Genomic DNA, 23,232 nt, shown 5'->3' on the forward strand with positions numbered 1-23,232 from the left:
AGCATCATGACGATCATCAGCAGCCCGCTGGGTGAGGCGGAGAGCAAGCTCGCCGGCGAGGCCCTGCAGGGCACGCTGGTCGAGCTCATCGACATCTCGCTGGTCGCCAAGCAGTACCACTGGAACCTGGTCGGGCCGCGGTTCCGCTCGCTGCACCTGCAGCTGGACGAGATCGTGGCGATCAGCCGCGCGCACGCCGACACCGTCGCCGAGCGGTCGGTGGCCGTGGGCGTCAACCCCGACGGCCGCGCCCAGACAGTGGCCTCCGTCCACGGGCCGGGCACCGGAGCGGCCGGATGGGTCGCCGACAAGGCGGTCGTCCAGGGCATGGTGAGGATCCTGAGGGCATCCGGCGGCCGGTTGCGCGAGCGGATCTCGGCGCTGTCCGAGGCCGACCCGGTGAGCCAGGACGTGCTCATCGCGGTGGCGCGCGACCTCGACAAGCAGGCGTGGATGTTCGAGGCGCAGGCGGCCGACGCCGGCTGACCCTCAGCCGGAGGGGGTGGGGCTAGGCGAGCTTCTCGAAGAAGAACTCGTGCTTGAGGAACGAGGTGTCGTACTCGTGCCCCGGGTACGGCGGGATCAGCTGCGAGGCCTGGAACAACCGCCAGCCGTCGCGCAGAGCCTCCACCCCGCTCCGGTAGGGCGGCTCGTCGCCGTCGCCCGCGGTGGGCCGGGCGGCCCCGGTGCCGTCGTAGGACGACCAGCCGACCACCGGCGCGTCGAGCGAGGAGTTGGCCAGGTAGAGGACGAGGACCTGCTGCTTCATACGGCGCTCCGGAGAAGGGGGCGGTTGCTCACGCGGGTGGCCCAGTAGTCGATGTCGAAGGTCGGATCGGCGGTCATGGTGCGCCACAGGTGCACCCGGTTGTGGACCTCCAGGCGCCCGGTGGCGTGCTCGTACCAGGGGAAGCGCCGGTCGAGTTCCCGCGCCACGGCGGGGTCGCGCAGGTCGGCGGTGTCCCACAGCAGCACCTGCGGCACCGTCGGGTTGAACCGGATCTTGTACATGTAGCGCTGGACGTCGCTGTCGTTGCGCCGCCCGCCGTGCCAGATGCCGTGGTGCAGCAGCATCACGGTGCCCGCAGGGCAGGTCAGCCGTACCTGGCCGAGCAGGTTCTGGTAGCGGCCGGTGTCGCTCTCGTTGGTGCGGCGCAGGTGGCTGCCCGGGACGACCAGGGTGCCGCCCATGTCGGCCTCGACCGCGCGCGGGTAGTACATGAGCTGCACGTCGAAGGCGTCGGGCCGGACGTCGATGATCGCGTCGCCGTGGAGCGGCTGGGCCTCGCCGCCGCGCGGCCGGCGCACGTGCACGGCGTGGTGGTCGACGGTGGCGCCCGGTCCCACCAGGCCGCGCAGCGCCCCGGCGACCTCGGGCACCTCCAGCAGGTCGCGGGTGAAGCCGCCGGTGGGGAAGGCGTCCTCGATCGGCGTGCCGTACGGGACGGCGGGCAGGCCCGCCTCCAGCACGCCGATCGCGCGGTCGTTGAGCTCGTCGGGGACGACGGCGTCGAGGCGCAGGTAGCCTGCCGCCACGAAGCGCGCCACCTGGACTGAAGTCAGGGAAGTGGTTGGCACGCGTCCGACGCTACGGCCCTGCGGTTCCCCTGAAATGGGATGAAATCATCAGACGGTGGTTGATTTTCACCAGGTGACCCTGCCCCTGTCGGAACCCCCCGACGTCGCCAGCGCCGGGATCGGCGTGCACGGCGTCGCCCGGCCCCACGACGTCTTCCGCCTGCCGGACCTGTGGCAACTGCACCTGTACGGCTACGCGGCCCGCCTGGTCGTCGGGGGAGCCGAGCACCTCATCAGGCCGGGACGGCTCAGCCTCATCCCGCCGGGAGCCGAGGTGCACTACCACTACACCGGCCGGTCGCAGCACCTGTACGCCCACTTCCGCCTGCCGGGCGCCCAGGAGCGGCGCACCGTCCCCGTCATGCGCGACACCGGCGACCACGCGCCCGCCATCGCCGCCGCCCTGCGCACCGCCGTCACCGCCGGCCCCGCCCGCATGTCGGCCGAGGTGTGGAGCGTGTTGTGGCGGGTGGCCGACCTGCCCCAGGCCGAACGCCCGCACGCGGTGATCGCGGCGGCCACGGAGCACATCGAGGCCAACCTGGCCGCCCCGCTCACCGTCCCCGACATCGCCCGCGCCGCCGGGGTATCGCACAACCACCTCACCCGCCTGTTCCGCGCCCAGACCGGCGACACCGTCGTCGGCTACCTGCGCCGCCGACGGCTGACGCGCGCCCTGCACCTGCTGCGCGAGTCGACGCTGGCCATCCCCGCCATCGCCGCCCAGGTCGGCATCCCCGACCTCCAGGCCTTCAACAAGGCGTGCCGTCGTGAGTTCGGCTCGTCGCCGCGTGCGCTTAGATACGACGCATGACTCAGCACCTGGGCGTCGTCCCGTCCGTGTTCGCCGTCGAGCACCTGCCGCACGCCACCTTCCCTGAGGACGACGAGTGGATCGCCCTGGTGCGCGCGCCCGAGGGCCTCACGGTGGTGCGCGAGACGTGGCCGACCGGTTCGGGCGAGCGCTGGGTCGGCCTGTACGGCAAGGCGGCCAAGCACAACGTGCGCGCCCTGGCCGACATCGTCGCGCCGCTCGCCGACGCCGAGATCGCGGTCTTCGCGGCCTCGACGTTCCACGCCGACCTCGTCCTGGTGCCGGAGCACCGGCTGAAGGAGGCGGTCGCGGCGCTGGAGGCCGAAGGGCATCGCGTCGATATGTAAAGCTAGGGACCATGATCCCCCGTATCCGGGCGGCAGGAGCCGCCGCACTCAGCGTCCTGGTCATCCCCCTCGCACCCTCCTCGGCCGAGGCGGCGCCGAAGTCGGAGACCCAGGCCCGTCGCATGCTGGCGCAGCTGAAGGTGGCCAGGGCCCTGTCGATTCGCGGCTACAGCCACAAGCGGTTCCAGCCCCGCTGGGCCCATCACAAGGGCAGGTGTGACACGCGCGAGGTGGTGCTGGCCAGGGACGGCAAGGGGGTCAGGCGCAACTCCTCCTGCCACCCGGTCAGAGGACGCTGGTACAGCCCCTACGACGGCAAGTGGCTCAGGAGCGAGCGCCATGTCGACGTCGATCACGTGGTGCCGCTGGCCTACGCGTGGCGTTCCGGGGCCAAACGCTGGAGCCAGGCCAAGCGGCGTGCCTTCGCCAACGACCTGTGGCGCCCCGAGCTGAAGGCGGTCAGCCACTCGGTGAACATCGCCAAGGGCGGCCAGGGCCCGCAGAGCTGGCGCCCGCCGCGGCGCGCCTACTGGTGCAGGTACGCCATCTCGTGGATCACGGTCAAGCACCACTACAAGCTGTTCGTCACCCGCGGCGAGCGCACCGCGTTGCTGAACATGCTGCGCACCTGCTGATGTGAGGGCACCGTTACGGCCGGCACACACCCGGGACACGCGGGGGAAACGGGGCGGCGTTACTTATCTGTCAATCGACAGAAATTGCCTCCCCGGGGAGACCCCATGGCGACCGCACCCCCCATCGACCAGAGCGTCCTCGAGCAGTTCGGCTACCGGCAGGAGCTGCGCCGCAGCATGGGGCGCTACGCCTCCTTCGCCGCCGGCTTCTCCTTCATCTCGGTCCTGACCACGGTCTTCCAGTTCTTCGCCCTCGGCTACTCCTTCGGCGGTCCCGCCTTCTTCTGGACCTGGCCGCTGGTCCTGGCCGGGCAGCTGACGGTGGCCCTGTGCTTCGCGGAGCTGGCGGCGCGTTACCCGATCTCCGGGGCGATCTACCAGTGGTCGACCCGGATGGGCACCGCGGCCGTCGGCTGGTTCGCCGGCTGGATCATGGTGCTCGGCCAGGTCGTGGTGATCGCGGCGGCCGCTCTGGCCCTGCAGGTCGTGCTCCCGGCGATCTGGCCGGGCTTCCAGCTGATCGGCACCGACCCCTCGCCCGTCTCGGCGGACGGCGCGGCCAACGCCGCGCTGTTCGGGGTCATCCTGCTGGCCGCCACGACCGTGATCAACATGCTCGACAACCGGATCATGGCCAGGATCAACGTCGTCGGCGTCACCGCCGAGATCATCGGCGCCGTCCTCATCGTCGTGCTGCTGCTCACGCATGCCGACCGCACGCCCACGATCACCTTCGAGACGGGCATGCCGGGCAGCGCCTTCGCCGCCCTGCTGGTCGCCGCGTTCGCCGCCGCCTACGTGCTCATCGGCTTCGACAGCGCGGGCGAGCTCAGCGAGGAGACCCGCAAGCCCTCCGCGGTCGCGCCGCGCACGATCCTCACCGCGCTCGGCGCGGCAGGCCTGCTCGCGTGCCTGATCGTCTTCGCCGCGCTGCTGGCGGCGCCCAGCCTCACCGACGGGCGCCTGGCCACCGAGGGCCTGTCGTACGTGCTGACGAGCACCCTCGGCGACGGAGTCGGCAAGCTCCTGCTGGTGGACGTGGTGGTGGCCATCTGTGTGGCGACGCTGGCGATCCAGACCGCCGCGACCCGCATGCTCTTCTCGATGGCACGCGACGGCGTCGTGCCCTTCTCCGCGCGCCTGGCCAGGGTCTCGCCCCGCACCGGCATGCCGGCCGGGCCCGCGCTGGTCACCGGCGTGCTCGCGGCCGTCATCGTGGCGATCAACTTCGTCTCGCCCGACGCCTTCCTGGCCGTCGGCACCACCTGCATCGTCGCCCTCTACATCGCCTACGCCCTGGTCACCGGGCCGCTGCTCTTCCAGCGCCTGAAGGGCTCGTGGAAGGGCGGCGCCCCGGCCGGGACCGACGAGAACGGCAGGCCGCTGTTCTCGCTGGGCCGCTGGGGGCTGCCGGTCAACGTGCTGGCCGTGCTGTACGGCGTCGGCATGGCCGTCAACCTCGCCTGGCCGCGGGCGGAGGTCTACGCGCCGGCCAGCGGCGAGTGGTACTTCCAGTGGTTCACCGTGCTGTTCCTCGCGGTGGCGGTGGGGGCGGGCCTGCTCTACCGGTGGTCAGCCGCCAAGAAGCGCGCGGCCCAGCTTCCGGAAGTCGGCCAGGTCGTCCTCACCGACGCCGCCAACGCGTAGGGCGGCGTCCGCGATCGCCTCCGCCATCGGCTCGACCGCGACGGCGGAGGTGTTCCTGCGGATCAGGATGACGCTCTCCACCACGGAGAAGACCAGCTCGGCCCGGAGCCGGTCGGAGGTGATGGGCGCGAGCAGGTCGGAGTAGGCCTGCTTGAGCGCCGCCCGCAACGCCTGGAACTCCTCGAACCGGTCGGCCTCCGGCAGGAGGTACAGCGCCCCCAGATTGTGCGCGCCCGAGCACAGCAGCGCCGCGTCGCGGCAGGCCAGCGCCCACAGCCGTGCCCCGGCAGGCGCCTCGGAGGGGGCCAGGAGGCGGGCGGCCTCCAGCGAGGGGCGCACCGTGCTCTCCAGCAGCTCGGCGAGGAGCGCCTCCTTGCCCGCGAAGTAGTGGTACATCGTCGCCTGCCGGATCCCGGCCCGTTGCGCGACCTCGCGCGTGGTGGTGGCGCTGTAGCCGTTGACGGTGAACAGCTCGGCGGCGGCGGCCAGCAACTCCTCGCGGGCCGACAGCCCGGTGTCGGGACGCGCGACCGCCCTGGGCCGTCCGACCCCTCGTCTGCTCACCAGCCGATCCTTTCACAGGGCCGGGACCCGGCCGGACGGTGAGCTTTCGGTCACACGGCGGAAACCTGGGCGCGCACCGGGGGAAACGTCCGCCTCCTAATTTCTGTCGTGCGACAGAAATAGAGGAGGAGCCGATGGCGACAGCCACGACGCACGGCGCGCGCGAGCACGCCCGCGCCCAGGAGGGCACGACCGTCCCCGCCATGCCGCACATCCCCGCCCCCGAGGGCCAGACCTGGTCGGAAACGGTGGCGGGCGGCGGCTACACGCATCGCGCCCTGACCAGGGGCACGGAGCTGACCCTGACCGATGTCACCGGCGACGCCTGCGCCCACCTGCTGCTGTACGTGACCGGCCGCCCCTGGGAACGGCTCAACGTCGCCGACACCGTCAAGGTGCTCTGGAACGCCTACCCGGGCGCGGGCCACCTGCTGCTGTCGGACCAGGGCCGGGTCCTGGCCACGATCCTGGAGTCGAGCGCCCCCGCCGACACCATGTGCGGAGCCTCCACGCTGCTCCGCAACACCGAGCGATACGGCGACGGCGCCCCGCACGGCGCCTCGCCCGCCGGGCGTGAGCTGTTCAAGCTGGCCGCCGCCAAGCACGGCCTGGAGCCGCGCGACCTGCCGCCGTCGATCTCCTTCTTCCAGGGGGTGCGCGTCGACCCGGCCGACGGGCGCCTGGAGTTCACCGGCTCGGCCGGCCCCGGCGCCGCGGTGACGCTCCGCATGGAGATGCCGGTGACCGTCCTCATCGCCAACACCCCCCACCCCGTCGACCCCCGCCCCTCCTACACGTGCGGCCTCCTGGACGTGACAGCCCGCCAGGGGACGCCCACCGGACCCGGCGACCCCCTCTGGAACGCCACCCCCGAAGGACGCCGCGCCTTCGAGAACACCGCCGAGGTGACCCGCTGATGGACATCACCGTCCCCGCCCGCGCCCCCTGGTCGGCCGTCGTGCGCTCCGGTCAGACGCTCACCATCACCGACCTCGGCGGCAACCAGGCCGTCGACTGCCTCCTCTACGACGCCCACGACACGTCCGTGCGCTACAGCGCCCAGGACACCGTCCACGCCCAGGGCGGCATCTTCCTGACCACCGGCACCGTGCTGCTGTCCAACGAGCACACCCCGCTCATGACCGTCGCCGACGACACCTGCGGACGCCACGACACCGTCGGCGGCGCCTGCTCCAAGGAGTCCAACACCCTGAGGTACGGCCAGCACACCTGGTCCCAGCACGCCTGCGTGGAGAACTTCCTGGCCGAGGGACTGCGCCACGGCCTGGGCAAGCGCGACCTGGTCAGCAACGTCAACTGGTTCATGAACGTCCCCGTCGAGGCCGACGGCACCCTCGGCATCGTCGACGGCATCTCCGCCCCCGGCCTGCGGGTGAGCCTGCGCGCCGAGACCGACGTGCTCGTGCTCGTCTCCAACTGCCCGCAGATCAACAACCCGTGCAACGGCTTCGACCCCACGCCGGTGAGGATGACGATCCAGTGACGATGACGCTGCTGGTGGCCAACCGCGGAGAGATCGCGGTCCGGATCATCCGCACCGCCCGCCTCATGGGCCTGCGGACCGTGGCGGTCCACTCCGACCCCGACCGCGGCGCCGCCCACGTGCGCCTGGCCGACCACGCCGTCCGCCTCGGCCCCGCGCCGGCCAAGGAGAGCTACCTCGACGCCGACCGGGTGCTCGGCGCGGCCATCGAGTCCGGAGCCGACGTGCTCCACCCCGGCTACGGGTTCCTGTCGGAGAACGCCGGCTTCGCCCGCCGCGTCGAACAGGCCGGGATCGTGTTCGCCGGTCCCACGCCCGATCAGCTGGAGTTGTTCGGCGCCAAGCACACCGCCCGCGCCGCGGCCAGGACGGCGGGAGTGCCGCTGCTGCCAGGCACGGGGCTGCTCGCCGACCTGCCCGCCGCGCTGGCCGCGGCCGAGCGCATCGGCTACCCGGTGATGCTCAAGGCCACCGGGGGCGGCGGCGGGATCGGCATGCGCGCCTGCCGGGACGCGGCGGAACTGGGCCAGGCGTGGCTGAGCGTGCAGCACGTGGCCTCGGCCGGATTCGGCACCGCGGGGATGTTCCTGGAAGCCTTCGTCGAAGGGGCCCGTCACGTCGAGGTGCAGGTGTTCGGCGACGGCCGCGGCCGGGTCGTGGCGCTCGGCGACCGCGACTGCTCGCTGCAGCGGCGCCACCAGAAGGTGCTGGAGGAGGCGCCCGCCCCCGGCCTGCCCGACGCGGTGCGCGACCTGCTCGCCGGCAGCGCCGTGCGGTTGTGCGAATCGGTCTCCTACCGCTCGGCCGGGACGGTGGAGTTCATCTACGACCCGGTCCGCCGCCGGCCGTACTTCCTGGAGGTGAACACCCGCCTGCAGGTGGAGCACCCCGTGACCGAGGCCCGCTACGGCGTTGACCTGGTCGGGTGGATGCTGCGCCTGGCCCAGGGGGACACCTCGCCGCTGGACGAGCTGCCCGAGCCGCGCGGGCACGCGGTGGAAGCCCGCGTGTACGCGGAGAACCCGAGCAAGGAGTACCGGCCCAGCGCCGGGCGGCTCACCCGCGTCGAGTTCCCCGACGACGTGCGGGTGGACACGTGGGTCGAGACCGGGACCGAGGTGACGGCCTCCTACGACCCGATGCTGGCCAAGGTGATCGCCCACGCACCCGACAGGGACAGCGCCCTGGCGCGGCTCGGCGCCGCCCTCGGCGAGTGCCGCATCGACGGGATCGAGACCAACCTGGGGCTGTTGCGGGCCGTCGTCGACGACGCGGACGTGCGCGCCGTACGGCACAGCACCGCCACCCTCGCCGGGATCGCCGACACCACGCCGCGCATCGAAGTCGTCAGGGCCGGGATGCAGACCACCGTGCAGGACTGGCCGGGCCGGATCGGCTACTGGCAGGTGGGCGTGCCGCCGTCCGGCCCCATGGACTGGCACTCCTTCCGCGCGGGCAACCTCGCGCTGGGCAACGCCGAGGGCGCGGCGGGCATCGAGTGCACGCTGCAGGGGCCCGCGCTGCGCTTCACCCACGCGACCACGGTGTGCGTCACCGGCGCCCCGGCTCCCGTGACCGTCGACGGCGAGCCGGTCACGCTCGGGGAGCCCTTCGAGATCCCGGCGGGGGCGACGCTGGACGTCGGGACGCCCGCCACCGGCATGCGCACCTACGTGCTGGTGTCCGGAGGGCTGGACGTGCCCGCCTACCTGGGCAGCGCCTCCACCTTCACCCTCGGCAACTTCGGCGGCCACGGCGGCCGGGCGCTGCGGGCGGGCGACGTGCTGCGTGCCGTACCGGGCGGCCCGCACCTGCCGGCGGGCTCCGCCGTACCCCCGCCCATGACCGGGACGTGGGAGATCGGCGTCGTCGAAGGCCCGCACGCCGCGCCCGAGTTCTTCACCGGCGACGACATCGCCGAGTTCTACGCCGCCACCTGGAAGGTCCACCACAACTCCGCCAGGACCGGCGTCCGGCTCGTCGGACCCAAACCCCGCTGGGCCCGCCCCGACGGCGGCGAGGCGGGGCTGCACCCGTCGAACATCCACGACACCCCCTACTCCGTCGGCGCCGTCGACTTCACCGGCGACATGCCCGTCATCCTCGGACCCGACGGCCCCTCCCTCGGCGGGTTCGTCTGCCCGGCGACGGTCGTCACCGCCGAGCGGTGGAAGCTCGGCCAGCTGCGACCCGGCGACAGCGTGCGGTTCGTCCCGCTGCCCTCCGCGGTCGGCCGCCGCGGCGACGGCGGCGTTCTCGTACGGCGAGGCGACGTCACCTACCGGCGCAGCGGCGACGACAACATCCTCGTCGAGTTCGGCCCCATGGAGCTGGACCTGGCCCTGCGCATGCGCGTGCACGCCCTGGCCGAGGCGGTCGAGGCGGCGCGGCTGCCCGGCGTCGTGGACGTCACCCCCGGCATCCGCTCCCTCCAGGTCCACCTCGACCCCGCGTCGCTCGCGCAGGAACGCCTGCTGGCCGTCCTCATGGAGCTGGAGGCGGGCCTGCCGCCCGTCGAGGACCTGGTGGTGCCCTCGCGCACGGTCCACCTGCCCCTGTCGTGGGACGACCCTGCGACGCGGGAGGCGATCCAGCGCTACATGGCGGGCGTGCGCGACGACGCACCCTGGTGCCCCGACAACATCGAGTTCATCCGGCGCGTCAACGGGCTCGGCAGCGTCCAGGACGTCCACGACGTCGTCTTCGACGCCGAATACCTCGTGCTCGGGCTCGGCGACGTCTACCTGGGCGCGCCGGTGGCCACGCCGCTCGACCCACGGCACCGGCTGATCACCACCAAGTACAACCCGGCCAGGACGTGGACGGCCGAGAACTCCGTCGGCATCGGCGGCGCCTACCTGTGCGTCTACGGCATGGAGGGCCCCGGCGGCTACCAGTTCGTGGGGCGCACCGTGCAGGTGTGGTCCACCTACGGCCGGGAGCGGCCGTGGTCGCTGCGCTTCTTCGACCGCATCCGCTGGTATCCGGTGAGCGCGCGCGAACTGCTCGACCTGCGCGCCGACATGGCGGCGGGACGCCTGGAGCCGAAGGTCGAGGAGGGGGAGTTCTCCCTGGCCGGGTACCGGCGCTTCCTGGCGGCCAACGACGAGTCGATCGCCGCCTTCCGCGCCCGGCAGGCCGCGGCCTTCGCCGCCGAGCGGGCCGCGTGGGAGGAGGCGGGGGAGTTCTCGCGCGCCGAGAGCGACAGCGCCGCTCCCGCCCCCGCAGGCTTCGAGGCGCCCGCGGGCGGCGTGGTGGCCGAGGCCGAGTTCGCGGCGAGCGTCTGGCAGGTGACGGTGACCGAGGGGCAGCGGGTCGAGGCCGGTGACCGGCTGGTGGTGCTGGAGGCGATGAAGATGGAGTCCGCCGTCGTGGCGCGGGAGGGCGGGATCGTGGAGCGGATCCTCGTCAAACCCGGCGACCAGGTCGAGGCGGGCTCCGCCCTGGTGGTGCTGAAGGGAGAGGCGGCGTGAGCGCGGTCGACAGGGTACGGCGGGCGTACGCGCGCATCGCCGAGGTGAACAGGCCCGAGATCTGGATCGGCCTGCGCCCCCGGGAGGACGTGGAGGCCGAGGCCGCCGCAGTGGATCCGGCCTCGCCGCTGGCCGGGACGGTCTTCGCGGTCAAGGGCAACATCGACGTCGCCGGGCTGCCCACCACGGCCGGCTGCCCCTCGTACGCCTACCATCCCGGCCGCGATGCCGAGGTGGTGGCGCGGTTGCGGGCGGCGGGCGCCGTGGTCCTCGGGACGACCAACCTCGACCAGTTCGCCACCGGCCTGGTCGGCACCCGCAGCCCCTACGGCGCGGTCCGCAACGCCGTGGACCCGGCCTACGTCTCGGGCGGCTCCAGCTCGGGCTCGGCCGTGGCGGTCGCGCTCGGGATCGCCGACTTCGCCCTGGGCACCGACACCGCGGGCTCCGGACGGGTCCCGGCGGCCTTCAACGGCATCGTCGGGGTGAAGCCCACCTACGGCCTGGTGCCGACCGACGGGGTGGTGCCCGCGTGCCGGAGCCTCGACTGCGTGACCGTCTTCGCGCGCACCCTGGCCGAAGCCCGCCGAGCCTTCGCCGTCATGACGTCCGAGCCCCCGTCCGGGGTGTCGGCCGGGTCGTCGGTGTCACCGGGCGCCGGGCCGTGGGGGAGCCGCAGGCCGGGCCCGTGGCGGGTGGCCGTGCCGCCCGCCGGCGCGCTGGGCGAGCTCGACCCCGGCTGGGGCGAGGCCTTCGAGCGCGCCGCCCGGTCGCTGCGCGACGTGGAACTCGTCCCCATCGACCCCGCCCCCTTCCTGGAGGCCGCCGACCTGCTCTACCAGGGCGCGTTCGTCGCCGAGCGGCACACGGCGGTCGGGGAGTTCGTCGCCAAGGGCGGCCCCGGCCTCGACCCCACCGTCGCGGGCATCATCACGGCCGCCGCCACCCTGCCCGCCCACCGCCTGTTCGCCGACCAGGAGCGCCTGGCCCTCCTGCGCGCCCAGGCCATGGCCCGACTCGGCGACGCCGACGCCCTCCTGCTGCCGACCACACCCGGCCACCCCACCATCGCCGAGGTGGCCGAGCAGCCTCTGGCCGCCAACACGAGGCTGGGGCGCTTCACCAACTCCACGAACCTGTTCGGCCTGTCCGCCCTGGCCGTACCCGCGGGCGAGGTGGGCGGGCGGCCCTTCGGCGTGATGCTGCTGGGCCGCGCGCACGCCGACGACCTGCTGGCCGCGATCGCCGAACGGCTCAGCCCGCCGCTCCTGCTCGCCGTGGTGGGCGCGCACCTGAGCGGCCAGCCGCTCAACCACCAGCTCACCTCCCACGGCGCGCGCCTGGCCGCCACGACGGCCACCGCGCCGCACTACCGCCTGTACGCCCTGGCCACCGATCCGCCCAAACCCGGCCTGGTCAGGGCGGCGGACGGCGGGGCGGCGATCGAGGTGGAGGTCTGGGAGCTGCCCGCGCAAGGCCTGGGCCGCCTGCTCGCCCAGGTGCCCCGGCCCCTCGCCCTGGGCGAGGTCGAACTGTCGGACGGAGGATCGGTGACCGGATTCGTGTGCACGCCGGAAGGGCTCGGCGGCGCCGCGGAGATCACGGCTCACGGTGGCTGGAGGGCGTACCTGGCGTCCGGGAGGCGATGATCTCCTGCTGGCGGCGCACGAACCAGGCCCGATCGGGCACCTGGCCGTCGAGGAGCGCGTTGGGCCGCTCCACCTCGTGCCTGCCGTACTCCTCAGCCCACAGGGCGGGCTTGAGCCGGGCGGGCAGATTCGTCATGCCGGGCCTGCCCCGGGTACGGCGCAGCGCCGCCAGGTCGAGCTCCGCCGAGGCGACCAGCGACTCGCCGGGGCCGGCGACGGCCAGCTGCCTGGCCTCGAAGTCGACGACCTCGGAGCCGCCGTTGGTCGAGTCGCGGGAGATCGGGATGCCGTCGAGGCCGCCGGAGTTGGCGCTGACCACGTAGGCGAGGTTCTCCAGCGCCCGCGCGCGGCGGGCCACCGCCTTGGGCGTGAGGGCGGGCGCCGACACCTCCGAGGTCGAGTGGCACAGCACCTCCGCGCCGCGCAGGGCCAGCACCCGCACGAGCTCGGGGTAGAGGATCTCCTCGGAGGCGACGCAGGCCAGCGCCCCCAGCTCGGTCCGCACCACGGGGAAAACCGCCTCGATGCCGTAGACCTCCAGGTAGGCGTCCCACACGTCGTAGGGCGTGGGGGAGAACATGGAGTGCAGGCGCCGGTAGCGCAGCACCACCTCGCCCGACGGGGCGATGATGAAGGACGCCTGGAAGTAGAGGCCGGGGAAGTGCGGGTCGCTCTCGTAGGCGTTGCCCGACAGGAACAGCCCGTGGCGCCGCGCCACCTCGCCCATCGCCTCGTACTCCGGCCCGTCCGGCGCCAGGCACGCCAGCTTCTGCCAGGTGGGCACGTCGTGGCCCATGGGGAAGCCGGTCAGGAAGTACTCGGGCAGGACGACCAGGCGCAGCTCGGGGCCGAGCCAGGCGCGGGCGCCCGCCACCTGGGCGGCCATCCTGCCGATCGCCTCCGCGATCTGCTCGCGGGAGGTGACGGCACGGGTGGCGAGCTGCAGGGCCAGCGCGCGATAGGCGTCGTAGGCGGCCACCTCACGCCCGTTCGCCTGCAGCACTTCCGAGGTCATCTCGCCGCCTTCACACGTCGGGGGTTACGAGGGTAGCCCCCGGGTGGTGCCGCCGCGAGCAGGGCGGTGGCGCCACCGCACCCGGCGACCTCGGCGGGGTTCCGTCACGCTCGCGGACCCGGGGTTGCCCCGCGCCGGGTGGGTCGCCGTGACCCGGCCGGTCCAGGAAGGGTGAATCCTTTTCCCGAGCGGTGCCCTCTTATGAGGTGAAGGTCATGCTGAGAGGAGCTCAACGGATGAGTGGCAAGGGCGGCGGGGACACGGCCGGGCGCGCCTGGGCGAGCACCCGCCTCATCGAGGCCGCCCAGGCGGGCGATCAGGAGTCGATCACCGCGGTGGTACACGGCGCCCACCCCCACGTCCGGCGCTTCGCCCAGCACCTGTGCGCCTCGCCGCAGGACGCGGAGGACGCGGCCCAGGAGGCGCTGATCATCCTCTACCGGAAGATCGGCTCGCTGCGCGCCACCGGAGCGCTGGCCTCCTGGCTGTTCCGCATCGTCAGGAACGAATGCCTGCGCCGGGCCCGGCTGCTGCTCGACCGCCACACCGAGATCGGCCCCGGCCTGATGACCTCGGCGGAGGACGAGGTCATCCAGCGCCTGGAGGCCGAGCTCGTCGCCCAGGCGATCAAGGAGCTGCCGGACGTGCAGCGCAGGGTGCTGATCATGCGCGATGTCCTCGGGTATCCGGGACGTGTGGTCGCCCAGCGGCTCGGGCTGAGTGACGCGGCGATGAAGTCCCAGCTTCACCGGGCCCGCAACGCCGTACGGCAGGGCCTGGCCGAGCCGCGGCACCGCCCCTAGAACGGCGCCCGACCTTCTTTCCCCTACAGGAGTGGAGTTTCGCCATGCTCGAAAACGGATCACCCGCACCCGACGTCGTCCTGGAGGACACCGACGGCCAGGCCGTACGCCTGTCCGACTACCGGGGGCGTCATGCCGTGCTCGTCTACTTCATGCGATCGACGGCGTGCCCGATCTGCAACCGGCACGTCCAGGACCTCGTACGGCGTCGCGACGAGCTCGCCGCCGGCAACGTGAAGGTGCTCGTCGCGGTCCCCGAGGATCGCCGGACGGCGGCCGCGTGGAAGGCCAGGCGGAGCATCCCGTTCCCCGTGGTCGTCGGCCGCGACGGCACGCCGCACGAGCTGTTCGGGCTGGACAGGAAGATGCTCGGCTCCCTGCAGCAGTCGGGCACGGTGCTCGTCGACACCGGCGGCGTCGTCCGCCACGCCCACGGCGCGACCCTGCCCACCGGCGGCTACCTCAGGAAAGAGATCTCCGAGGCCGTCGGCGCCCTGCGCCCATGAGACCCGGGAGGGCGGTCGCCGGCCGCCTGCGGCGACACCCACTCCGGCCAGGCGGATAAGGTTCGATGCTGCGGGTGCGAGGAGGCGAACGGGGAGACGGGTGGCGGAGGCGTTCGGCGAGGTCCTTCGGGGCATGCGGCATGCGGCCGGGCTGACGATCGAGGAGCTCTCCCATGCCTCCGGCGTCAGCGTGCGCGCCATCGGCGACATGGAGCGCGGCGCCAGCAGAGGCCCGCAGCGGCGCACCGTTCAGGCACTGGCCGAGGCGCTGCGGCTCGACGAGACGCGGCGGGCCAGGCTGGCGGAGGCGGCCAGGGCCGGGCGGCCGCGCCAGGAGGCCGTCACCCCCGGCGCCTGCGAGCTGCCCCGCGGGGTCGGCGACTTCACCGGACGGACCCGCGAGCTCGGCCTGCTGCGTGAGCTCGCGGGCCAGGACGCCGCCGTGGCCGCCATCCAGGGAACGGCCGGCATCGGCAAGACGGCCCTGGCCGTGCGAGCGGCCGCGCACCTGGCCGGCCTGTTCCCCGACGGCTGCTTCTACCTCGACCTGCGCGGCATGGACGAAGCCCCGCCTGACCCGGCCGCCGCACTGTCACGGCTGCTCAAGGCACTCGGCGTGGCCGAGCGGCGCATCCCCGCCCACGAGGAGGAGCGCGCCGGCCACTACCGGGCGCTGCTGCGCGAACGGCGGTGCCTGATCATCCTGGACAACGCGGCGCACGAGGGCCAGGTCCGCCCGCTGCTGCCGTCGGGAGGCCCCGCGATGACGGTGGTCACCAGCAGGCGTCCGCTGGCCGGGCTGGAGGGCGTGCGCCAGATCCCGCTCACTCACCTGGCCCTCGAGGAGTCGGCCGAGCTGCTGGGCGGGATCGTCGGAGCCGAGCGCGCGCAGGCCGACCCCGAAGGCGTGGCGCGGGTGGCGAGCCTGTGCGGGAACCTTCCGCTGGCGCTGCGCATCGCCGGCAACCGGCTGCAGAGCAGGCCAGGCTGGACGCCCCGCCAGCTCGCGGACCTGCTCAGCGACGAAGGGCGGCGGGTGGAGTCGTTGTCAGCCGGCGACCTGTCGGTGGCCACGGCCTTCGCGCTGTCGTACCGGCAGCTGTCCGTGCCTGCGCGGCGCAGCTTCCGGCGGCTCGCCCTCGTCGAGGCGCCCGACTTCGGGGTGCCCGTGACGGCCGTCCTGGCCGAGCTGGATCCGGCCGGTGCCGAGGACACCCTGGAAGAGCTGGTTGACCTCGGGCTGCTGCAGTCGCCGTACCCTGGCCGCTACCGCTTCCACGACCTCGTACGGCTGTTCGCCCGTTCCCGGTTGTCCGAGGAGGAGCCCGGCGCCCGGCAGCGGCGGGCCCGCACGCGTATGGACGCCTGGCTGCTGGAGACCGCCACGGTCGCCGGACGCTGGTTCGAGCCGGACTACGGCGCGCCCCCGCCGGACTGGAGCTCGCTCGTCGAGCTGGACACACAGCGCAAGGCCCGGGAGTGGCTCACGGCGGAGGGCGAGGCGTGGCTGGCGGCCCTCCGGGAGGCCGCCCGCCTCGGCGAGCACGCCCGCGTGGTCGAGGTGGCCGAGGCGATGCACTGGTTCTCCGACCTGTGGATGCACTGGGGGCACTGGCCCGAGGTGTTCGGCCTGTCGGCCGGGTCCGCCCGCATGATGGGCGACAGGGCGCTGGAGGCCGTGCACCTCAACTACCTGTCGTGGGCGCAGACCTTCTGCCAGGCCCGGTTCGGCGAGGCGGAGCAGACCGCTCTGCGAGCCCTGGAACTGGCCCGCCAGAGCGGCGACGTGCGCCAGCAGGGCTGGTCACTGACCTACGCGACCTGGGCGCTGTGGGGGCGCCAGGACCAGCAGAGCAAGGTGACCGCCCTGGAGCACACGCGCATGGCGGCCGAGTGCTTCCAGCGGGCCGGCGACGCCGACGGGCTCGCCCAGGCCCTGGCCGGCATCGGCAACTGCCTGCGCAGGCTCGGCCGGCTCGAGGAGGCCCTGGAGCACAGCCTCGCCGTGATCGGACGGCTGCGCGACCCGTCCTTCGGCGGTTCGCCGGCCATCACCGGTCACGCCGTCGGCGCCGCGCTGGACGTGGTCGGCGAGTCCTACCTCGGTCTGGGGCGCTGGCAGGAGGCCGCCGACCACTACCGCCAGGCGTTGTCTGAGCTGCGCGGCCACCCGATCACCCGGGCCATGGCGCTGTCGCTGACCCACCTGGGCAGGGCGCTGGTCCACCTGGATCAGGCGGAGGAGGCTGGGGCCGCCTTCCGCGAGGCCGTCGAGTTGTACGAGTCGGCCGACGATCACGCGCGGGCGGCGGTGGTGCTCGGAGAGCTCGACCGCCTCGCCGACCACCACGCGCAGGCGCCCGCGCCGCTCACAGCGCTCGACCGCTCCGCCGACCACCAAGCGCGTGGCGACGCCGCTCACAGCGCTTGACCACTCCGCCGACCATCACGCTCGGGATGCCGCGCCGCTCAGAAGGCCCGACCCTTCCGCCGACGCCCCGGCGGAAGGGCTCAGCCCGCGCTGAGCACCCGGCGCAACGTGCCGACGGCCAGCTCGATCGCCGCGCCGGCGGCCTGCGTCTCGCGCAGGGCGTCGAGCATGACGAAGTCGTGGATGATCCCCTGGTAACGCACGGCCGTCACCGGCACGCCCGCCTGCCGCAGCTTGTTCGCGTACGCCTCGCCCTCGTCGCGCAGCACGTCGGCCTCACCGGTGATGACCAGCGCCGGGGGCAGCCCGGTCAGCTCCTCGGTCGTGGCCCGCAGCGGGGAGGCGGTGATCTCGGAGCGCTGGGCATCGTCGGTGGTGTACTGGTCCCAGAACCACTGCATGCCGTCGCGGCGCAGGAAGTAGCCCTCGGCGAACTCGTGGTAGGAGCCGGTGTCGAAGGAGGCGTCCGTCACCGGGTAGAACAGCACCTGCTGGCGCAGCGTCAGCCCGCCGCGCTGCTTGGCCATCAAGGTCAGCGCGGCGCTCATGTTGCCGCCGACGGAGTCGCCGGCGACCGCGATGCGCGTCGGATCCAGGCCCTTGAAGGCGCCCTCGGCGACGATCCACTGGGCGACGGTCCAGTTCTGCTCGATCGCGACCGGGTAGCGGTGCTCGGGCGACAGGTCGTACTCGGGGAAGACCACGGCGGCTGCGGCGCCGACCGCGAGCTCGCGCACCAGCCGGTCGTGGGTGTGGGCGTTGCCGAACACCCATCCGGCTCCGTGGATGTAGATGATCACGGGGAGTGCGCCGGTGCTGCCGGCGGGCCTGACGATGCGGACCCTGACCTGGCCCGTGGGACCGCCGGGCACCGTGATCCACTCCTCGTCCACGTCCGGCTTGCCGACCGGTCCTGACTGGACCTCGTCCACGGCCTTGCGGGCCTCCTCCACCGGAAGCTGGAACAGGTACGGCGGCTGCGCCGTCGCCTCGGCGAAAGCTCGCGCGGCAGGTTCGAGCACAGGCTTGTTCATGATCTCTCCAAGAGGTGGAAGGCGGGATCCTTCGCGGGGAGCCCCGTACATCTGGCATCCAAGCAAGGGCCTTCGCGGCAGGACGAGGCAGAACCGCAGGCAGAAGTACGTTTCCGCCTCGAACCGGCCACTCGCGGGCTGTTTGGATCGGCGCAGAACGAACCCGCCGATCAGGAGTATTCGCATGACGCACAGCACCATCCCGACCGTCGTCCTCGTCCATGGGGCGTTCGCCGACGCCGCCGCCTGGTCGGGCGTGATCACCGAGCTGCAGCAGCAGGGCATCCCCGTGCTGGCCCCGCCCAACCCCCTGCGCGGCCTGGCGGCCGACGCGGCCTACATCGCCTCCGTGACGTCCCAGATCGACGGCCCGGTCATCCTGGCCGGTCACTCGTACGGCGGTGCCGTCATCACCGTGGCCGGGGCGGCCCCGAACGTCGTCGGCCTCGTCTACGTGGCCGCCTACGTCCCCGACCAGGGCGAGAGCCTGGCCGACCTGCAGGGCCGCTTCCCCGAGCCGGCGCTCGCCTCGAACCTGCGCCAGTCCGCCTACCCGGGCGAGGACGGGAGCGGCGCCGCCGAGTTCACCATCGCTCGCGAGGCGTTCCCGCAGGTGTTCGCCGCGGACCTGCCCGAGGAGACGACGCGGGTCCTGGCGGTGGCGCAGCGCCCGCTGGCGGCCGCCGCCTTCACCGAGCCGGCGAGCACCGCCGCCTGGCGGACCAAGCCCGCGTGGGCAGTGATCGCGGACGCCGACCAGGCCATCAACCCCGACGTCCAGCGCTTCGGCGCCGCACGGGCAGGGGCCGGCGGCGTGGAGGTCGCGGGCGCCTCGCACGCGGTGGCGGTCTCGCGGCCCAAGGAGGTCGCCGACGTGCTCGGCGAGGCCTTCCGAGCCGTAACGGCCTGACGCCTTCGGCAAGGTGACGGCGCCTTAGGGAAGATGACGGCGCCTTAGGGAAGGTGACGGCCTGTCGTCTTCGCGGAGGTGAGGCCCGGACGACCTGCCGCCCGAGCCGTCGCCGCCTCCCGACCGGCTGGTGACGCATCAGACGCCTCGAGACGGGCCGTCGCGGGCCGCGGTCACCGACGGCGGGATCGTGGGGCCGGCGGGTAAGGCGGTCAGGTGGACTCGCGGACGATCAGCTCCGTCGGCAGTATCACCGGCTCCACCGACCCCGCCCCGTCGATCAGCGCCAGCAGCAACCGCACCGTCTCCTGCGCGATGTCGGCCAGCGGCTGCCGGATCGTCGTCAGCGGCGGGTGCGTGGACAGGGCCACCGACGAGTCGTCGAACCCGCCCACCGCCACGTCCTCCGGCACCCGCCGCCCCGCCTCCCGCAGCGCCGCCAGCGCGCCGGCGGCCATGAGGTCGGAGGCGACGAAGACCGCGTCGAGGTCGGGCGCCCGCGACAGCAGCTCCGTCATCGCCCGGTGCCCGCTGGAACGCGACCAGTCCCCGTGGGCGATGAGCTTCTTGGAGGCCCGCCGCCCGAGCACGTCGGTGTAGCCTTCGAGGCGCTGGCTGCCGGCGGCGGTGTCCATGGGGCCGGTGATCGTGGCGATCTTCTTGCGCCCCCGCGAGACGAGGTACTCGGTCATCTGCCGCCCGCCCATGCGCTCGTCGGTGGCGGCGTAGGGGATCTTGAGCCCGAGCACCTCGCCCTGGGCGACGACGGGCACCTGGTCGCCGAGGGCGCTGGCCAGGGGGTCGCCGGCGTGGGTGGAGACGAGGAAGACGCCGTCGGCGTGGCCGCCCTGCACGTAGCGCATGACGCGCTGCCGTTCTGCGTCGTCGGCGACCATCATGAGCACGAGGGAGATGTCGCGCTCGCCCAGTCGCTGCGCGGCCGTACGGAACAGCACGGAGTAGTTCGGGTCCTCGAACAGCCTCTCGTGCGGGTCGGACAGCACCAGCAGGACCGACCCGGAGCGCTGGGTGACCAGGCTCCGGGCGTTGCGGTTGACCACGTACCCGGTCTCGGCGATGGCCCGTTCCACGGCCAGCTGGGAGGCCGTGGAGACGTAGCGGTCGCCGTTCAGTACCCGGGAGACGGTGCCGCGGGAGACGCCCGCCTTGGCCGCGACGTCGTGGATGGTCGGTCTCTTCACACGCACTACGATTTCACAGCTCCGGACGACAGATCGGTGCGCCAGTACCGCTGCATCGTGAGGAACAGGGCGATGAGGGGGACGAGCGCCACGAGCGTGCCCGTGATGATCAGGTTGTAGAGGGAGGGCTGGTTGGCTCCGGCGGCCAGCATCGTGTAGAGGCCGACGGTGAGCGGGAACTTGCCGTCGTCGCCGAGCATGATGAAGGGCAGCAGGAAGTTGTTCCAGATGGCCACGAACTGGAACAGGAAGATGGTCACCAGTCCCGGCACCATCATCGGCAGCGCGACCCGGCGCAGCAGCAGCCATTCCGAGGCGCCGTCGAGCCGTCCGGCCTCCAGGAGGGAGTCGGGGATGGCGGCCTGGGAGTAGACCCGCGCCAGGTAGATGGAGTACGGGTGCAGGATCTGCGGCAGCAGGACCGACCAGTAGGTGTCGGCCAGCCCGATCTTGGAGAACAGCAGGTACTGCGGCATGGCCAGCACCACGCCCGGCACCAGGATGCCGCCGATGAGCACGTTGAAGATGGCGTTGCGTCCGGGGAAGCGGTACTTGGCCAGGGCGAACCCGGCGGCGGCCGAGACGAGGGTGGACAGGAGCGCGCCGCCTCCGGCGTACAGGAGGGTGTTGACCATCCACAGCCAGAAGACGCCGTCGCGGTAGGCGAACAGGTCGGCGAGGTTGGAGAACAGGCCGCTGCCGAAGGAGAAGGTGGCGGTGGAGAACAGCTCGCCGGGTGTCTTGGTGGCGGCCACGACGACCCAGCTGACGGGGAACAGGCAGTACAGCGCGCCCAGCACCAGGATCGTGGTGGGCACCAGGCCGATGCGCTTCATGAGCTCTCTCCGAAGGCCTGCCGCTTGACGACGCGCAGGAATCCGAACGACAGGACGAGGGAGATCCCGGCCACGACGATCGCGGTGGCGGCGGCGGAGTAGAGGTCGCCGCGGACGAACGCGTCGGTGTAGATCTTCGTCAGGGGGCTGAAGTCGGAGGGGATGGTGTTGGTCAGCGGCCGCAGGACGGTCGGCTCGGTGAAGACCTGGACGGTGGCGATGATGGAGAAGACCGTCGTCAGGATGATCGCCGGCATCAGGATCGGGATCTTGACCTGGAGCGCGATCCTCACCTCGGAGGCTCCGTCCATGCGCGCGGCCTCGTACAGCTCCTGCGGGATGGCCCGCAGCGCGGTGTAGAGGACGAGCATGTTGAAGCCGGTGCCGCCCCAGATCGCCACGTTGGCCATGGAGTACAGGACCGTGCTGGCCGACAGGAAGTCGACGCCCTTGAGCGGGGTGGTGCCGGGCAGGTAGAGGAAGCCCCACATGAGGCCGGCGGCCACGCCGGGCACCGCGAACGGCAGGAAGATCGAGGTGCGGGAGAAGCGCGCCAGTCGCACCCGCGCGGTGTCCAGCATGAGCGCGAACAGCAGTGCCAGGCCGAGCATGAGCACCAGCACGATCAGGCCGTACAGCAGCACCCGCAGCCAGCTCGTCCACAGGGAGGCGTCGGACAGGGCGGCCGCGTAGTTGTCCAGGCCGGCGTTGACCTCGCGGACCGAGCCCTTGCCCAGGCCGAGGCCGGAGCGCTGAACCCGGCGGGTGCTCAGGTAGATCGTGTAGGCGATCGGCAGGGCCAGGAAGACCACGAAGAGCACCAGCGCGGGAGCGAGGAAGAGGTACGGGGCGGCGATGCCGCCGCCCGTCCTGCGCGCGTGCTTACTGGGCAACGGTGAATCCGGACTTCTGCATGTCGGCGACGGTGGCGTCCTGCATCGTCTTCAGCGCGCCGGTGAAGGACGACTTGTTCGCCAGCGCCTTGTCGAAGGCGTCCTTGTAGGCGGTGTAGGCGGCGTTGACGTTCGGGCCGAAGGTGAAGCCGCGGGCGGTGGCGGCGGCCTGCGCGGCCTGCTGCCAGAAGTCGGCCTGGGTGTCGAAGTAGGCGGGCGGGGTGGTCAGCGACTGGGTGCCCTTGGTGCTGGCCGGGTAGATGAAGGCCTCCTTGACCAGCAGCTGCACGGCTTCGGGGTCGGTGTTGAGCCAGCTGATGAACGCGGCGGCCCCGGCTTTCTCGTCGGGGGTGGCCTTGGCGGAGACGGCGACGGCCGAGCCGCCCCAGAAGCCGCTGGCGTTCTCGCCCGCGCTCCACTGCGGGAGCGGCGCGGCGGCCCACTTGCCCTTGGCCTTGGGCGCGTTGGCCTCCAGCACGCCCGGTGCCCATACGGCGGACGGCCAGGTCAGGAGCTTGCCGTCGTTGAGCGCCTTGTTCCACTCGGGGGTGAAGTAGGGCATGTCGTCGATGGCGCCCTCGTCGACGAGCTTGCCCCAGTAGTCGGCGACCTTGGTGGTGGCCTGGTCGTTGATGGCGACCTTCCACGCCTCTCCGGCGATGGACCACCACTGGCCGCCGGCCTGCTGGGACAGGCCCGCGAAGGAGCCGGGGTCCTTGCTGGAGAAGGTGCCGAGGAAGACGTTCTTGTCCTGCTCGCGCACCTTGCGGGCGGCGGCGGCGTAGTCGTCCCAGGTCTTGGGCACCTCGATGCCGTACTTCTCGAACAGGTCCTTGCGGTAGTAGAGCATCATGGGCCCGGAGTCCTGCGGCACGCCGTAGACGCCCTCGGTGCCGAGGGTGACCAGGCGCCACAGGCCCTCGCTGAACTCGCCCTTGACGGGGGCGGCCTGCGCGGACAGGTCGGCCACGGCGTCGGCGGCGACGAACGACGGCAGGTGCTGGTACTCAGCCTGCACCAGCTGGGGAGGGTTGCCGGCCTTGGCCGCGGTGAGGAACTTGGCGGCCGCGTCGTCGCCGCCGGCCTGCTTGCTGACCGTCACCTGGATGTCCGGGTTCTTGTCGTTCCAGACCTTGACGATCTTGTCCATGTTGGGGGCCCAGGTCCAGTAGGTCAGCTTCACCGGCGCGGCGGGGGCGGCGGGCGCGCTGGACTGCGGCTGGGCGGCGGGTGCGGGCTGGGTGGGCTCGGACGCGCCGCACCCCGCCGCTGCCAGGGCAGTGGCCAGCACCGCAGCCGCTGCGAGTCGGTTTGTACGCATTAATGCCTCCGCGTCGGGATTGCCTGAGAGTAGTTGGTTCCAAGGCAAGCTCGTTCTGTGAACGTGCACA

Annotated in this window: 22 protein-coding genes; 13 read left to right on the forward strand and 9 right to left on the reverse strand. The window is 72.5% G+C overall.

The genetic code is table 11. The features are described from left to right. Window positions 1–6: 6 nt before the first annotated feature. Complete coding sequence (locus HNR30_RS11105; RefSeq protein ID WP_181609674.1) at window positions 7–486, forward strand: Dps family protein; 480 nt, start codon at window positions 7–9, stop codon at window positions 484–486. Window positions 487–508: 22 nt separating this feature from the next. Here HNR30_RS11105 and HNR30_RS11110 read toward each other — a convergent pair whose 3' ends face one another. Both HNR30_RS11110 and HNR30_RS11115 read right to left on the reverse strand, forming a co-directional pair. After that, complete coding sequence (locus HNR30_RS11110; protein WP_181609675.1) at window positions 509–769, reverse strand: hypothetical protein; 261 nt, start codon at window positions 767–769, stop codon at window positions 509–511. Then, a complete protein-coding gene (locus HNR30_RS11115; protein ID WP_181609676.1) occupies window positions 766–1,578 on the reverse strand; it encodes a phytanoyl-CoA dioxygenase family protein in 813 nt (270 codons plus the stop codon). The genes HNR30_RS11110 and HNR30_RS11115 overlap by 4 nt, the downstream gene beginning before the upstream one ends. A gap of 55 nt (window positions 1,579–1,633) precedes the next feature. On the opposite strand from HNR30_RS11115, the gene HNR30_RS50060 reads away from it, so the two are divergent. The 4 genes from HNR30_RS50060 (at window position 1,634) to HNR30_RS11135 (ending at window position 5,021) form a co-directional block, all read left to right on the forward strand. Continuing rightward, entirely contained in the window at window positions 1,634–2,392 is a 759-nt protein-coding gene (locus HNR30_RS50060) for an AraC family transcriptional regulator (protein ID WP_220133405.1), read from the forward strand. Beyond that, on the forward strand, window positions 2,389–2,739 hold the full coding sequence (locus tag HNR30_RS11125; protein WP_181609677.1) for an ACT domain-containing protein: 351 nt from the start codon (window positions 2,389–2,391) through the stop codon (window positions 2,737–2,739). The genes HNR30_RS50060 and HNR30_RS11125 overlap by 4 nt, the downstream gene beginning before the upstream one ends. An 11-nt stretch (window positions 2,740–2,750) precedes the next feature. Then, on the forward strand, window positions 2,751–3,374 hold the full coding sequence (locus HNR30_RS11130; protein ID WP_181609678.1) for an HNH endonuclease family protein: 624 nt from the start codon (window positions 2,751–2,753) through the stop codon (window positions 3,372–3,374). Window positions 3,375–3,479: 105 nt separating this feature from the next. Continuing rightward, window positions 3,480–5,021, forward strand: a complete 1,542-nt coding sequence (locus HNR30_RS11135; RefSeq protein ID WP_181609679.1) for an amino acid permease — start codon at window positions 3,480–3,482, stop codon at window positions 5,019–5,021. Here HNR30_RS11135 and HNR30_RS11140 read toward each other — a convergent pair. Further along, window positions 4,947–5,585 carry a TetR/AcrR family transcriptional regulator gene (locus tag HNR30_RS11140; protein ID WP_220133406.1) on the reverse strand — a complete coding sequence of 213 codons (639 nt, stop codon included), beginning with the start codon at window positions 5,583–5,585 and terminating at the stop codon, window positions 4,947–4,949. The genes HNR30_RS11135 and HNR30_RS11140 overlap by 75 nt on opposite strands. A 134-nt stretch (window positions 5,586–5,719) precedes the next feature. On the opposite strand from HNR30_RS11140, the gene HNR30_RS11145 reads away from it, so the two are divergent. From HNR30_RS11145 to HNR30_RS11160, 4 genes are read left to right on the forward strand one after another with little or no spacing between them, the layout of a single operon-like run. Beyond that, complete coding sequence (locus HNR30_RS11145; RefSeq protein ID WP_181609680.1) at window positions 5,720–6,502, forward strand: urea amidolyase associated protein UAAP1; 783 nt, start codon at window positions 5,720–5,722, stop codon at window positions 6,500–6,502. After that, window positions 6,502–7,089, forward strand: a complete 588-nt coding sequence (locus tag HNR30_RS11150) for an urea amidolyase associated protein UAAP2 (RefSeq protein WP_181609681.1) — start codon at window positions 6,502–6,504, stop codon at window positions 7,087–7,089. Before HNR30_RS11145 ends, HNR30_RS11150 begins: the two co-directional genes overlap by 1 nt. A gap of 2 nt (window positions 7,090–7,091) precedes the next feature. Continuing rightward, on the forward strand, window positions 7,092–10,562 hold the full coding sequence (locus tag HNR30_RS11155) for a 5-oxoprolinase/urea amidolyase family protein (protein ID WP_181609682.1): 3,471 nt from the start codon (window positions 7,092–7,094) through the stop codon (window positions 10,560–10,562). Then, a complete protein-coding gene (locus tag HNR30_RS11160; protein ID WP_181609683.1) occupies window positions 10,559–12,211 on the forward strand; it encodes an allophanate hydrolase in 1,653 nt (550 codons plus the stop codon). Before HNR30_RS11155 ends, HNR30_RS11160 begins: the two co-directional genes overlap by 4 nt. Here HNR30_RS11160 and HNR30_RS11165 read toward each other — a convergent pair. Beyond that, window positions 12,162–13,226 (reverse strand): nitrilase-related carbon-nitrogen hydrolase, encoded by a 1,065-nt coding sequence (locus tag HNR30_RS11165; RefSeq protein WP_181609684.1) that lies wholly within the window; start codon window positions 13,224–13,226, stop codon window positions 12,162–12,164. The genes HNR30_RS11160 and HNR30_RS11165 overlap by 50 nt on opposite strands. Before the next feature lie 236 nt (window positions 13,227–13,462). Here HNR30_RS11165 and HNR30_RS11170 point away from each other — a divergent pair, with 236 nt between their 5' ends. The 3 genes from HNR30_RS11170 (at window position 13,463) to HNR30_RS11180 (ending at window position 16,966) form a co-directional block, all read left to right on the forward strand. Further along, entirely contained in the window at window positions 13,463–14,029 is a 567-nt protein-coding gene (locus HNR30_RS11170) for an RNA polymerase sigma factor (protein WP_181609685.1), read from the forward strand. A gap of 44 nt (window positions 14,030–14,073) precedes the next feature. Continuing rightward, window positions 14,074–14,535: a peroxiredoxin family protein gene (locus tag HNR30_RS11175; RefSeq protein ID WP_181609686.1), complete on the forward strand. Its 462-nt coding sequence runs from the start codon at window positions 14,074–14,076 to the stop codon at window positions 14,533–14,535. Window positions 14,536–14,635: 100 nt separating this feature from the next. Further along, window positions 14,636–16,966, forward strand: coding sequence for an ATP-binding protein (locus HNR30_RS11180; protein WP_220133407.1), 2,331 nt, complete (start codon window positions 14,636–14,638; stop codon window positions 16,964–16,966). Between the two features lie 80 nt (window positions 16,967–17,046). Here the strand turns inward: HNR30_RS11180 and HNR30_RS11185 are convergent, their stop codons facing one another. Then, entirely contained in the window at window positions 17,047–18,000 is a 954-nt protein-coding gene (locus HNR30_RS11185) for an alpha/beta hydrolase (RefSeq protein ID WP_181609687.1), read from the reverse strand. Between the two features lie 184 nt (window positions 18,001–18,184). Between HNR30_RS11185 and HNR30_RS11190 the strand changes: the two genes are divergently transcribed. Continuing rightward, on the forward strand, window positions 18,185–18,910 hold the full coding sequence (locus HNR30_RS11190; RefSeq protein ID WP_181609688.1) for an alpha/beta fold hydrolase: 726 nt from the start codon (window positions 18,185–18,187) through the stop codon (window positions 18,908–18,910). Between the two features lie 212 nt (window positions 18,911–19,122). On the opposite strand, the gene HNR30_RS11195 is transcribed toward HNR30_RS11190, so the two are convergent. Genes HNR30_RS11195 through HNR30_RS11210 form a run of 4 tightly spaced genes read right to left on the reverse strand, consistent with a single transcriptional unit; the run spans window position 19,123 to window position 23,162 of the window. Continuing rightward, window positions 19,123–20,112, reverse strand: a complete 990-nt coding sequence (locus tag HNR30_RS11195; RefSeq protein ID WP_312894329.1) for a LacI family DNA-binding transcriptional regulator — start codon at window positions 20,110–20,112, stop codon at window positions 19,123–19,125. A 5-nt stretch (window positions 20,113–20,117) separates the two neighbouring features. Further along, window positions 20,118–20,948 carry a carbohydrate ABC transporter permease gene (locus HNR30_RS11200; RefSeq protein WP_181609689.1) on the reverse strand — a complete coding sequence of 277 codons (831 nt, stop codon included), beginning with the start codon at window positions 20,946–20,948 and terminating at the stop codon, window positions 20,118–20,120. Further along, the gene (locus tag HNR30_RS11205; protein ID WP_181609690.1) at window positions 20,945–21,841 is read right to left on the reverse strand and encodes a carbohydrate ABC transporter permease; all 897 of its coding nucleotides are present in this window, start codon (window positions 21,839–21,841) and stop codon (window positions 20,945–20,947) included. Before HNR30_RS11205 ends, HNR30_RS11200 begins: the two co-directional genes overlap by 4 nt. Next, entirely contained in the window at window positions 21,831–23,162 is a 1,332-nt protein-coding gene (locus HNR30_RS11210) for an ABC transporter substrate-binding protein (protein WP_181609691.1), read from the reverse strand. Before HNR30_RS11210 ends, HNR30_RS11205 begins: the two co-directional genes overlap by 11 nt. Window positions 23,163–23,232 lie beyond the last annotated feature (70 nt).

The sequence above is a fragment of the Nonomuraea soli genome (assembly GCF_013761175.1).
GTDB classification, from domain to species: Bacteria; Actinomycetota; Actinomycetes; order Streptosporangiales; family Streptosporangiaceae; genus Nonomuraea; species Nonomuraea soli.